Below are 12,648 nucleotides of genomic sequence, written 5' to 3' on the forward strand. Positions count from 1 at the left end.
CCTACTGAACGTTATCGGCCCACTTGTTTTGTGCAAGTGGCTTTGCAACAAAAACAAGCTCAGAAGTAATATGACGACTCGCGAGATCAAATTTATACCGGAACAGTGCCTTCGTGAGGTCTGCGCTCCGATTGAAGACATCAATGACGAAACCCTCAAGCTTGCTGACGACATGCTTCAAACCATGTACGATGCGCCGGGTATCGGACTTGCTGCAAGCCAGATTGGTGTTTTGAAGCGCATGTTCGTTCTCGACGTTGCCGAACGTGAAAGCGAAGAGGACGAATCCGTCGAGAGGGAACCAATGGTTTTCATCAATCCGAAAATCACATGGTCCTCTGAGGAAACAAGCGTTTATCAGGAAGGTTGCCTATCCATTCCCGGTGTTTACGAGGATGTTGAGCGCCCGAGTCAGGTTCGCGTCTCCTTCCTCGGCCGCGATGGAAAGCAGCAGGAAATTAAAGCTTCCGGTTTGCTCGCCACTTGTGTTCAGCATGAACTGGACCATCTGGATGGCATCCTGTTCATTGACTATCTTTCTCGCCTCAAGCGAGAGCGCATTGTCAAAAAGATGACAAAGCAGGCCAAGCAAGCCTGATTGTTCTATGCTTTGCGACGAGATTAAGCGGCCTTCTTTGGAGTGCCGCTTTTTTTGTTGTTTTTTCCTTGTCCCTTTCCGCAAGCTGACGCATTAAAGCAGGAACACAAGAATTACAGCAGGCAGGTCAGCTATGTCATTGCGCGTCATCTTTATGGGCACTCCAGATTTTTCCGTTCCAACTCTTATCGAGATTATCGGTCAAGGATGGGATGTAGTTGCCTGTTATTCCCAACCTCCACGGAAAGCAGGACGCGGGATGGAGTTGAAAAAAACTCCTGTTCACGAAGCTGCTGAAAGCCTCGGCATTCCAGTTTTCACCCCAACTTCTTTGAAGAGCGAGGAAGAACAAACGCGTTTTCGTTCCTTTGAGGCGGATGTGGCTGTTGTTGTTGCCTATGGTTTGTTGCTGCCAAAAGCAATTTTGGACGCTACAGAGAATGGGTGCCTCAATGGCCATGCCTCTCTGCTGCCTCGCTGGCGCGGTGCCGCCCCGATCAACCGGGCGATCATGGCTGGCGACAAAGCCTCTGGCATTCAGGTGATGCGGATGGAAGAAGGGCTGGATACGGGTCCTGTGTGCATGTCTGAGAGCGTTGCAATCACCAATGATATGACTGCCGGTGAACTTCATGACCGCCTTTCCAGTCTTGGTGGTGATCTGATGGTGCGTGCGCTTTCCGCTCTGTCTCGTGGCGGTCTTGGTTCTTTGCAACAGCCTGAAGAGGGTGTGACTTACGCGAAGAAGATCCAGAAAAGCGAAACCCGCATTGACTGGTCTCTCCCAGCTGAAGACGTTCACAACCACATTCGCGGTCTTTCTCCGTTTCCCGGTGCGTGGTGTGAGATGGAACTGGGGGGCAAGAAGCCTGAACGGGTGAAAGTTTTGCGCAGTGGCCTATGCGAAGCCTCTGGCAATGCAGGTGAAGTGCTTATCGCCGATGGAGACACTCTGATTATTGCGTGTGGTTCGGGCTCTATCAAGCTGGTACAGGTTCAACGGGCAGGCAAAAAAGCAATGTCTGCCGATGAGTTTTTGCGCGGTTCTAAGCTTAATCCGGGTGCAGCTATTTCCTGAGCTGGTCCGATGCGATAGGCTTTTCCTGATAAGAAAAAGCAGTAGACAGTCAGTATGGCGGAGGCAGTATGATCAAGTTCCACAAGATTGGAGTGCATCAAGTCGGCCTTCGCGATTCTTCTAAGGAAGACGAACCCGTCATTCTCTCGCTCCTGTCCAAGGTCTTTAAGCAAGGCAACGAAGCCCGCCTTGTTGAGAGGTTACGTGCTTGCGGATCACTCGTTCTTGAAAGAGTAGCGACTGACGATCAGGGCAAAGTACTTGGCCACCTTGCCCTTTCTCGTGTGACAGGCACTGGAATAGGTCATCGCCTCAAAATAAGTTGCCTTGCCCCGGTGTGTGTTGAGCCTGCCTTACAGAATACCGGTGTTGGGACAAGGCTTATTCAAGACGCATTGGATGACCTACAAGGATTGGGCGAAGATCTCGTTCTCGTCCTTGGCTCACCTGACTACTACGCGCGGTTCGGCTTTGATGGTGAGCTCGCGAAGAAGATTCAGGGGCCATATGCGGGACCGATCTTCATGGCTCTCCCGTTTACTCAGGCCGGGCGAGAAGACCTGCCGGTTGAAGTCACCTATGCAACTCCCTTTAAGGAATTTGAATAGGGCAGCTGTTTCGCCACTCCACAAAGCCTAGTCTTGCCCCTTTAAATCTGGTAGGACACCCTCGATTCCCTGCGCACCTTGCTGGCGAATTTCCTCATTTGACTCAAGCATTCTGCCCAGACCAGTCTGCTTCCTGAACCTTTGCAAAGAACCAGAATGCCGCGCTATAAGATTACAGTTGATTATGACGGACGCCCTTTTGTTGGTTGGCAGCGACAAGACAATGGTCCGACAGCTCAAGGTGTTATTGAGCGCGCTATCAAATCGTTTTGCGGAGAAACTGTCTCGATTGGCGGCGCGGGCCGAACAGATTCAGGCGTTCATGCCACGGGTCAGGTTGCTCATCTGGACCTTTCTAAAGATTGGCCTGTTGAGACGGTCAAGAACGCACTGAACTTTCATGCGCAGCCAGATCCAGTTGCTATCCTATCCTGCGAGAAAACCGGTTTGGGATTTGATGCGAGGTTTTCTGCTATTCGTCGGCATTACCGCTTTAAGATTGCAAACCGTCCGGAGCCGCTGACACATGATCGCGGCCTAGCTTGGTATGTGAAGCCGGAGCTGGATGCGGACGCCATGAATGAGGCCGCACAAGTTCTGCTAGGCCATCACGACTTTACCACCTTCCGCCATACAAAATGCCAAGCAAAGAGCCCTTGGAAAACGATGGAACGCATCTGCGTATATCGCCAAGGTTATCATGTGTTTTTGGAATGCAGCTCACGCTCGTTCCTGCACAATCAGGTTCGATCTATGGTTGGCAGCCTGCGGTTGGTTGGCGAAGGACGTTGGAGCAAAGAAGACCTGAAAGCTGCGCTTGAGGCGTGCGACAGACAAGCCTGTGGGCCTGTTGCGGTTCCCCAAGGGCTTTATCTCACACAAGTGGATTATCGCTCTCCTGAAGAGGATGAAGCCTCTTTCCTCGCTTATCAGGAAAGTGTGAGAGACACTCTGTCCGATGAAGCCCCGGCAGACGAAGAAGATTAAGAGATTCAAGCCGTTTACGATGTGTTTAAGAAAAAACCGGAGGCCGTCCACCTCCGGTTTTATTTGTGTTACGCGTCTTGATAGGTCACGACACGCTTATATAAGTGCCATGTGGTGTGCCCCAAAATGGGCAGCGTGACCAGTAACCCGACAAAAGCCGGGATCATCGAAACCATAAGAGTTGCCGTGATGAGCAGCCCCCATCCAATCATAATAACCGGGCTTCCTGTTACCACTTTCACACTGGTGATCATTGCTGTCACGAAGTCCAATTCGGTATCCAACAGCATTGGAAACGAGACGACACTGACCGCAAACAAGAGCATCGCAAAGATGGCACCAACTAAGTGCCCAGTTGCCAGAAACAACAATCCATCGGATGTCTCGAAAATGGTTTGCGCAAACTGAATGAAGGTTCCATAGCCTTTCATTCCCAGAAAGAGCGCGAGTAACAGGTGAACCTTAAACATCCAGAGAAACTGGATGAAGATCACCACAAATGCCATCCAGGCAATTTCGCCGCGCCGGAGCTCCCACATCAATCCGAACAAATCTCGCAGATATAGCGTTTGGCCGGCTTGTAAGCGTCTGGAGACTTCATAGAGCCCAAGAGCGGTAAACGGACCAAGCAGCAGAAAGCCGCAAGCCAACGGATAGCTGATGTAGCTCATGTCCACCCAGAACGAGAGGATTGTCACCAGAACTCCGCCAATCATAAAGAATGCCCCAAAACCCAAACCAATGAGTGGCGCATTCAAGAAATCCAAAGTTCCGAGTTTCAATGAACTTGTTATGTCGCCAATTGTTACTTGATGAACAATCGGTTTTACCAGTTTGTGCCCTGTGCTCTGCGCACTAACAGGCACAGTCAGATTGTCCTCTGACATTCCGTCCCTCCTCATTTTCCTCGGCGTTAAGTTTGCGTGTAAATGCAAGCCAGCGCTACTGAAATAGTGAGGAGGTCTACGAAAGGTGGAGTTAAAAGCGGGGTGCCTTTAGCCCGTAAACAGACGGCCAATCGACAAACTGATGAATATGGAGAGGATCAGATCCAAAACCACGAGGCCGATCGAGATTGAGAAGCTGCACTGACCTGCTATCCGCGCAATCCGAAAGCGATACCAGAGGACCCAACCCACAATAGGGAACGAGAGCATAATAAGTAGCGCAGATGGCATGATGCCAATCAGATACCCGAGATTCAGCACGGTTTGCGGAACAAGGATAACCAGCGTGCTCCAGTTTCTCGCAATGATATAAGGTGCATAGTTCTGCTTGAGGCCCAAGGAGCCGGCAAGAAGCCCGATAATGATTGGAAAGGCAATCCAATCAACGAGTAAAGTCACCACTTTCCCGACGTAGAGCAGGAAACCACCCTGCGCATATTCCGAGAGCTCTGTGCCTTGAGCAAGGTGATCTTCCAAAAATAAGTTCTGCTCAGTGAATATGCTGAGAAAATAAAACGGCAGCAGAAGGAAGATCACGCCAAAAGATCGCCAGAAGCCGTCAGCAGATAGATCATACTGACGCATCGCTTCTGTGCGACCCATCATAATTGACCAGGATGCCTCGCAGGACTGGCGAATTTCTTGAATGCCGGGAACCATTAAAACACCCTGTTCTTTAATCACTTAGGACTGAAAATAGTCCTGCAAGAAACACAGATAGATATCTGCCAGCTTCTCAATGTCTGCTACTGCAACATGCTCATCGACTTTGTGCATTGTTTGCCCAACGAGGCCGAATTCGACAACAGCGCAATAGTTCTTGATAAAGCGCGCGTCTGAGGTTCCGCCACCTGTTGAAAGCTCCGGCGTGCGACCTGTTACTGTCTTGATTGAATCAGAAAGCGTCTGAATGAGCGCTGCATCATGGGTGAGGAAGCTATCTGTGCTTTCACGGGCAAATTCAATGCTCCAGTCAAGACCTTCTGGTGCAGCAGCGGACAGAAGCCCTTCCATGTGCTGGCTCAGAGAGCTGACAGACCATTGATCATTAAAGCGAATATTGAACTTCGCTATAACATGCGCCGGGATAACGTTGGTTGCAGTGTTGCCGATGTCTACGGTTGTGATTTCCAGGTTTGATGGCTGAAAGCGTTCGTTGCCTTTGTCCAGCTCGACTTCAGCAACAGCGCTGAGGAGCTGGAGCATGCCGGGAACAGGGTTGTTCGCCAGATGCTGATAGGCAACGTGACCCTGTGTGCCATTAACGGTTACCGTGCCGGTGAGAGAGCCGCGACGACCCACTTTAATTGCATCACCCAGAGCGTCCGGATTGGTTGGTTCGCCAACAATACATGCATCGAAAATATGGCCTTGCTGTTTGGCCCATGCCAGCAATTTGACAGTCCCGTTGACGGCTGGGCCTTCTTCATCACCTGTGATCAGGAATGAGATTTTGCCTTTGATTCCATCGGGATGTGCTTTGACATACTCCAGAGCAGCAGCTGCAAACGCAGCGACGCCGCCCTTCATATCTGCGGTGCCACGGCCATGTAGCATACCATCAGAGATGGTTCCGGCGAACGGCCCGTGCGTCCAGGCGGCTGCATCGCCCACTGGTACAACATCGGTATGGCCTGCAAACACGAAATGCGGCTTACCGGAGCCGATTGTCGCGAAGAGGTTCTCAACGTCAGGAGTGTCTGCATCTGTGAAAGTCACACGTGAGACATCGAAGCCACCGTTTGCAAGCAGCATTTCAAGCGTTGACAAAGCACCGCCTTCAGCTGGAGTAACACTAGGGCAGCGGATGAGGTCGCGGCAAATCTGTACCGCAGGAGAAAGCGTTTCGGTCATGCTCTGAGATTTAGCTGTGCTTCGGCCTGCGGTCAATCGTGAGTTGACTGCATTTTATGGATTTCACAGCCCCATAACAACGCAAAAACTCAACATAGCGACTTATTTTTTGCGTGGTAATGGGCGGGTATTCGAATATGGACCGTATTTGTTAGGACCGGGCTGGCTCTTCAGGAAACCGGCTGCAAACACGATCAGAAAATTAACAAACGGTAAGAAGATCAGCAATGCAATAAAGCTGGTCAGACCACGATCCTGCAAGCGCTTCATCACCAGCATCAGTTCTGTGAATTTGGAGGCAAACACCATCGGTGCCAGAAGCGGATTTGCCGCGAACATGTCATTCACGAACATCTCAAGCGGAATATCCAGAGATCCGTTCGCGGTGTACACGTCAATCACCATATGGGAGGTGACATTGAACGCAATAAACAGGATGCACCACGTAAACCCGAAGGCCAGCCAGTACGGCGCACGTGAAATTCGGCCGAAGGGGCTGAAAAACAACCAGAGTAGACTTGGTTTCGGAACTTCTTGTTTTGGCATTACCTGATCACTTGCGAAATTGGAGTTCGCAAGGATGTACGCACATTACCAGCAGCTTTCAAGAGGGCTCTCTCAGGAAGACACAGGTGGCGGGAGTTTTCTTCGCCCGCAGCACCTGCTTGCAGCTTTTATATGACTTAGGAGCTTATAGTTTCTGTATCCAGATACCCGCTGAGCGCCTTGGTGCAATTGATACCCAGATCGCTGACCGCATAACCGCCCTCCATCACAAACAGAGTTGGACGTCCTAGTTTTGCGATACGAGCACCAATTTTGGTGAAGTCGTCAGTTTTGAGTTTAAACTGAGAGATCGGATCATTTTCATAAGGATCCATCCCCAGTGAGATCACAATGACGTCTGGAGCAAATTTCTCGATGGATTTGCAGGCGTCTTCCATTGCTTCCTCCCACTTGTCCCAAGGAGTGCCAAGTGGAAGCGGATAGTTGTGATTATAACCAGCGCCCTCTTTCAAGCCACGTTCATTGGCGTGCCCGAGATAGTACGGGAACTCTACCTTTGGATCGGCATGAATAGACAGGAACTGGACATCTGAGCGATCATAAAAGATCGCTTGCGTGCCGTTGCCGTGGTGATAGTCCACGTCAAAGATCGTTACCTTGCCAACGCCTTGGTCGCGCAGGTGTTGTGCTGCAATCGCTGCGTTGTTGAGGAAACAGTAGCCACCGTACAAACGGCGGTGTGAGTGATGCCCCGGAGGGCGGCACAATGCAAAGGCAGAGTTATCTCCCTCCAGAAGAAGATCAGCACCTGTCAGAGCCGTTTCTGCGCTTTTACGGGCAGCTTTCCAGGTGAACGGCCCCATTGGAGAGCCGGCGTCAAAGGAGTAGAACCCAAGCTTGCCATCAATGTGATCAGGAATGATGTCATGACGCAGACCATGCACTGGCCAGATAAATGGAAAGACTTCCTCTCCCGACCGCCCTTCTGCCAACCACAGTTGCCAAAACTCCTGAAGGAAGCTGACATACTCCGCATCGTGAACCTTGAGGATCGGATCCAGCGAATACGCTTTTGGTTCTAAAATCGCACCGTACTGAGCTCTTTTAACATGGTCGAGGACTATTTCTGCACGAGAGGGAATCTCGTTTGCCGGAACCAGTTTGCCATCCGAAATTTCTTTTGTCGGGGCATGCAAAAGTTGATCAGGTGAAAAAATGGTCTTCACTATTGTCGTCCTTTACAAAAGCAAGTGTACTTCACAGTGCATGGATCAAGCATTCCCAAAAAATGGATTCACTTTTCAGGAATGCGCCTTAGATGAAACGGTATTCTGTAATTTGTTCATAGTGCTCGCTCGGTTGAAGTGTGGAGCAAGCAAATTCTTCGTGGTTTGGGCTGTCTGGCCAGCATTGCGGCTCAAGACACAGGCCGCTTCTGGGGCCATAAGGCGTCCCATGCAGACCAGCTACTGCTGTATTCAGTGAACTAGCATCGTAAAACTGAATTCCCGGCTCTGTAGACCAGACTTCCATCTTCAGCTCCGTTTCCGGTTCAAATACAACCGCAGAAAGTTCAGGCTTGCGAAGGCGGAACTGGCGTAGACAGAAATTATTGTCAAACCGCGTGTCATGCTCATCAACAATGGGCCGCATTTCGCGGAAATCATAAGCCGTTCCGGCAACATCCACGATATCACCTGTCGGGATCAATTCTTCTGACACCGGTAAATATGACCGCGCTGGGATCATAATTTGATGATTGGTGATGTCTTTACTGTCGCCTAGATTGAAGTAGCTGTGATGACATGGATTGAAGAGGGTTGGCTTGTCTGTCTGTCCCGAGATTTCAATACGAAGCACGTCATCCTTGGTCAACGTGTAACGGAGCGAGACTTCAACAGTACCGGGATACCCTTCCTCGCCTTCTCTGGATACAAGGGAGAGCAAAACGCTGCTATCACTGGCTTCCTCAATGGTCCAGACTTTGCTGGCAAAGCCATTGAACCCGCCATGCAGGTGATGCTTGCCACCCTCGTTAACTGAGAGCTGAAACTCATCAGAGCCTATCGAGAAGCGCCCCTGTGCGATGCGGTTGGCACAACGACCTGCCGTCGCTCCCATGTGGGGCGAGTGGTGTTCATAATCGTATAAGTTGTCAAAGCCGAGAGTAAGATCACGATCGCCAAGTTTGAGCGTCCGAACTGCGGCTCCATAAGTGATAATACTAGCGCTTAAACTTCCGCCACGCAGTGTCACTTCCTTAACAACATCACGGTTACCCAACTCACCGAAATCACGAATAGCCACTGCATTTCCTTTCAAACACTGGCCCACCTCCCCTTAGGCTATTTCTTTGATACCAGCCTCCTATGAAACGGGGATTAGTACAAGCAAGACAAAAGGATACCGCCTTTTGAAGGGCAGTCAAAAATGGAATTTAAATCTGAGTTACCTTGGTGTAATCACGAGTTCTCTGTTTCCCAGAGTGATTTTACCAAGGCGATTCAACGCAGACATGCCCAACAACACCTGCGAGAGAGATTCATCCTTAAGAACAAGGCTCTTAACATTGCGTATATGAATTGGACCTAAGTACAAGTTGGGGATGAAAACAGACGCGCCGGATGTGATCCCGTTTGCTGTCCGCACCTCAACCGTAAAATCTTCGTTTTTTACACGCAGGCCAGCCTTGCGAGCAATGCTGTAAGGAACGGCGAGCAAACTGGCGCCAGTATCGACCAATGCCTGCGTTTTGTGACCGTTGATTTTTATCGTTGCCACAAAATGTCCATTGGGAGATTTCCGAATGCGTGTGATCCGTTTGGTGGCTTTTTTGGGAGAGGATGCTTGAGGTTGCGTCTCGTAGACTTCAACCACACCCAACAAACGCTCTTCGAGGATTTTGGGCACAATGAGAGCAGCAAAAATAACGACAACCAATACCCAAAGATAACGTTGCATTGGCACCCCCACTCACATTGGGCAGCCCAATATCTTAATTCGCGGCCCCGCAAGATATCGTTCAGCTTTTTGCCCGTCACATTTCATAGGTATACAATCGAGAATATGAAAAAGGCAAGGTTTCTAAGAGGAAATCGCTGATCACGTCAAACAGGCAGACATCAGGTGCAAGCCATGGCAGCAGCAAACTCTGCAAGTTTGGCTCGATTCAACCGGCCATCCACGCGAACACCACTACACACGTCCACACCGTACGGTCTAACGGTTTCAATCGCTTCAATGATATTCTTTGGGGTCAGGCCACCTGCAAGAAACACTGGGACATCCAGTTTTTCGACAATATGCCTGCTCAGATCCCAATTGTGGGTTCGCCCTGTTCCGCCCAGTTCATCGTGTGAGGGACGTCCGGAATCCAATAGGACTGCATCTGCTACGCGCCCATATTCCTGCGCAATTTCGAAGGAATACTCATCTTCTACATGAACGACCTGCACGATACGGGTGCTGGCTGGTAGATCGAGGCGGAGTTTTTGATATTCGGCGGGGTCAATGGGTTTGACGATCTGTACGGTGTTCGCCCCACACGTCAGCACATGCTCTACAATATCATTGGCAGTGGTGCGGGATGTTAAAAGCCATGTGGCGACGGCAGGAGGCACTTGCCGTGCGATATTGAGAATAAGGTCATCCTCTATCACCCCTGGTCCTGATGGCATGTGGGCAACAAGCCCAACAGCGTCGGCGCCGCAAGCAACGGCAGTTGCGGCCTCCCCCAATGTAGAAATACAACAAACTTTCAAACGAGTGCGTGCTTTGGTCGACATTCCATTATCCCCCTTGCGCAAACATCATCTGTCAAAAGCTGAGCACCTCATTTGGTTCGAGCTCCCAGCTTTCAGTCTTTAGTTGGTGCGTATTCTTCTTTGAGAAATTGTTCCCATCAGGCGGGAATACACATCAAAAAAAAGCGCAAGACATTTTGTCCGACGCTTTTAAACCAAGAAAGTTTATTTTGTACCGTACATCCGGTCACCGGCATCGCCGAGACCTGGGACGATGTAGCCTTTCTCGTTGAGCTTCTCATCGATGGAAGCTGTAAAGATCGGCACATCCGGGTGTTCTTCGTTGAAACGCTTTACGCCTTCAGGCGCAGCAAGCAAGCAAACAAACACCATGTTTTTCGCGCCGCGTTTTTTAAGACGGTCAACGGCGGAGATTGCAGAGTTTGCAGTTGCAAGCATTGGATCGACAACAATAACCAGACGTTCTTCCAAGTCCTGTGGAGCCTTGAAGTAGTATTCTACTGCTTCAAGCGTCTTAGGATCGCGGTAGAGACCGATATGGGCGACACGAGCGGACGGGACCAGCTCCAACATACCTTCCAGCAGACCGTTACCGGCGCGCAGGATGGATGCGAAGCAAAGCTTTTTACCCGCAAGAACTGGTGCTTCCATTTCAGAAACAGGTGTTTCGATGGTCTGGGTGGTCATGTTCAGGTCACGAGTGACTTCGTAGCAAAGCAACAAAGAGATCTCGCGAAGCAAGCGACGGAAGTCCTGCGTCGGAGTTGTTTTTCTCCGCATATGTGTCAGTTTGTGCTGCACGAGCGGGTGATTGATTACTGTTGCTCCGGACATCATGTTCCTCTTATTGAACCCAATCGGGTATTCATGTGTTGTCTGCCACCTGCCAGCATGTGCAGGGCAGAGCATATTTCAAGACAGGCACCTTTGAGTATCGCCGGTGCAATTCGCTAGATCTTATAGATCAAAAAACAGTTCCATCACTGATAATCATCAGAGGCGGAGATCCATCAGGGCGTTTTTCAAGGGCAATTTGTCGTCCTGCGGCCCAAGACCCGCCTTCCAGCACACAAGCCAGTGGCAATTGGTCGCTGGTGACCTCCAAGTCGGTTCGGATCCATTCTGCAAGCTTGTCGAGAAGAGCGATGGTCAACGCTCTCCATTCAACAATCAACTCGCTACTGACTTCGTGTCGGGTGTGGGCTTGTAGCGGATCCTTCAGGCGCAGGACGCCGGTATCTATAAACAAGCCCCCGTTGCGATTTCCAGCAAGTCCCGTCAGGCCATCAATATTTTCCAGTTCAATACCGGCCCATGAAAGCGGCTCAACCAGAGAATAGGCAATCCATTGGGGGAGCTTGTGGAACGGTACGAGATTATCGGTTTTGTCCTTTGTGATGACTTTGGAATGCCGCCACGTATCGCCCATTATGACACCGTCAATTTCCTCACGGTTTGGCCATATGGGACCAAGGCCATCCAGCACCACTTCCAGAATACGCTCTGCGGGGAGTGGAGCGTTCTGTCCTTCTTCATAAAGCACATCAAACAAGCCGCCCGGACGAGGCTCTTCTTTTTGGGAGAAGAGATCTGGCCTTAAGGTGGTCGCCTGACCCAAACTGTTCAAAAGGCCCAAGCGGCCTTTCAAACCAATGAGCTGGTTCTCGTCTGTGACTTGCAAACCTTCAATCAGCTCGTCTTCATCCAGACGGAACAATGTGATGGCATCTGCTCTGAGTGGATCGAGCGGGTCATCCGAGAAAAAACCTGCCGAAAACATCGAGAGCGTGCCAATGGCAAGGCCCTCGGAATACTTGTAGGTCTCGCCTGTGATTGCTTCACGATAACTCCACTGCTCCCCGGCAGCTGCATCCATCAGAGCAGATACAATTGCCAGATCACAAGCAGCCCGACCCATTCCCTGCACATCAGAGAAGCGGCGCGCGCCTGCCAGCATCGCCCAACGGTCTATGCCGCCGGTCTCGAAATGACGCCAGCGCGCGTGAAAGGGGATTTGTCTGTCAGGATAGGAATCATCGATCGCTGCCAAAGTTCTGCGAGCAGCTTCAGCAAGGTGAGACAGATCGATCGCAAAATGCTCCAACTCGCCTTGCAACCCCAGTTCCAAAAGCATGTGCGCCCGTTCCCGGACTGCTTTTGCATTGAGCAAGGACAAAGCTTGCGATGCCTGCATGTCGATCTCCGTTTTGTTTCAAAGCAGCCTACATCTGCATTGAGTAAACTGCTTCATCACTTTTTTAGTCGCGTATCCTTGTCAGAAAACCAAAACAGTATCCCAAGATTA

Annotated in this window: 14 protein-coding genes; 4 read left to right on the forward strand and 10 right to left on the reverse strand. The window is 50.6% G+C overall.

The genetic code is table 11. The features are described from left to right. Positions 1-70 precede the first annotated feature (70 nt). The 4 genes from def to truA all read left to right on the forward strand — a co-directional run bounded on the left by def (position 71) and on the right by truA (position 3,271). Positions 71-598 (forward strand): peptide deformylase, encoded by a 528-nt coding sequence (gene def / locus BLS62_RS15810; protein WP_093182571.1) that lies wholly within the window; start codon positions 71-73, stop codon positions 596-598. 139 nt (positions 599-737) lie between these two features. Next, entirely contained in the window at positions 738-1,676 is a 939-nt protein-coding gene (gene fmt, locus BLS62_RS15815) for a methionyl-tRNA formyltransferase (protein ID WP_208991179.1), read from the forward strand. Between the two features lie 68 nt (positions 1,677-1,744). Continuing rightward, positions 1,745-2,284, forward strand: coding sequence for a GNAT family N-acetyltransferase (locus BLS62_RS15820; protein WP_093182575.1), 540 nt, complete (start codon positions 1,745-1,747; stop codon positions 2,282-2,284). A gap of 156 nt (positions 2,285-2,440) precedes the next feature. Beyond that, positions 2,441-3,271 (forward strand): tRNA pseudouridine(38-40) synthase TruA, encoded by an 831-nt coding sequence (gene truA, locus BLS62_RS15825; RefSeq protein ID WP_093182577.1) that lies wholly within the window; start codon positions 2,441-2,443, stop codon positions 3,269-3,271. Positions 3,272-3,339: 68 nt separating this feature from the next. Here truA and BLS62_RS15830 read toward each other — a convergent pair whose 3' ends face one another. From BLS62_RS15830 to BLS62_RS15875, 10 genes are all read right to left on the reverse strand, one after another. Next, positions 3,340-4,158: a DUF2189 domain-containing protein gene (locus BLS62_RS15830; RefSeq protein WP_093182579.1), complete on the reverse strand. Its 819-nt coding sequence runs from the start codon at positions 4,156-4,158 to the stop codon at positions 3,340-3,342. Positions 4,159-4,266: 108 nt separating this feature from the next. After that, positions 4,267-4,902 carry a hypothetical protein gene (locus tag BLS62_RS15835; RefSeq protein ID WP_208990893.1) on the reverse strand — a complete coding sequence of 212 codons (636 nt, stop codon included), beginning with the start codon at positions 4,900-4,902 and terminating at the stop codon, positions 4,267-4,269. After that, positions 4,903-6,072 carry a succinyl-diaminopimelate desuccinylase gene (gene dapE / locus BLS62_RS15840; protein WP_093182580.1) on the reverse strand — a complete coding sequence of 390 codons (1,170 nt, stop codon included), beginning with the start codon at positions 6,070-6,072 and terminating at the stop codon, positions 4,903-4,905. It lies immediately after the preceding gene. A gap of 102 nt (positions 6,073-6,174) precedes the next feature. Further along, entirely contained in the window at positions 6,175-6,618 is a 444-nt protein-coding gene (locus BLS62_RS15845; protein WP_093182582.1) for a DUF805 domain-containing protein, read from the reverse strand. Between the two features lie 137 nt (positions 6,619-6,755). Next, a complete protein-coding gene (locus tag BLS62_RS15850) occupies positions 6,756-7,805 on the reverse strand; it encodes a histone deacetylase family protein (RefSeq protein WP_093182584.1) in 1,050 nt (349 codons plus the stop codon). 88 nt (positions 7,806-7,893) lie between these two features. Further along, positions 7,894-8,886 carry an aldose epimerase family protein gene (locus BLS62_RS15855; protein ID WP_208990894.1) on the reverse strand — a complete coding sequence of 331 codons (993 nt, stop codon included), beginning with the start codon at positions 8,884-8,886 and terminating at the stop codon, positions 7,894-7,896. Positions 8,887-9,027: 141 nt separating this feature from the next. Beyond that, complete coding sequence (locus BLS62_RS15860) at positions 9,028-9,540, reverse strand: retropepsin-like aspartic protease family protein (RefSeq protein ID WP_208990895.1); 513 nt, start codon at positions 9,538-9,540, stop codon at positions 9,028-9,030. Positions 9,541-9,701: 161 nt separating this feature from the next. Continuing rightward, complete coding sequence (locus BLS62_RS15865) at positions 9,702-10,364, reverse strand: phosphoribosylanthranilate isomerase (RefSeq protein WP_093182588.1); 663 nt, start codon at positions 10,362-10,364, stop codon at positions 9,702-9,704. Between the two features lie 183 nt (positions 10,365-10,547). After that, entirely contained in the window at positions 10,548-11,177 is a 630-nt protein-coding gene (gene upp, locus BLS62_RS15870) for a uracil phosphoribosyltransferase (RefSeq protein WP_093182590.1), read from the reverse strand. Between the two features lie 130 nt (positions 11,178-11,307). Then, positions 11,308-12,537, reverse strand: a complete 1,230-nt coding sequence (locus tag BLS62_RS15875) for a DUF1688 family protein (RefSeq protein ID WP_093182592.1) — start codon at positions 12,535-12,537, stop codon at positions 11,308-11,310. Positions 12,538-12,648: the final 111 nt, after the last annotated feature.

This window comes from Pseudovibrio sp. Tun.PSC04-5.I4, assembly GCF_900104145.1.
Classification (GTDB): Bacteria; Pseudomonadota; Alphaproteobacteria; order Rhizobiales; family Stappiaceae; genus Pseudovibrio.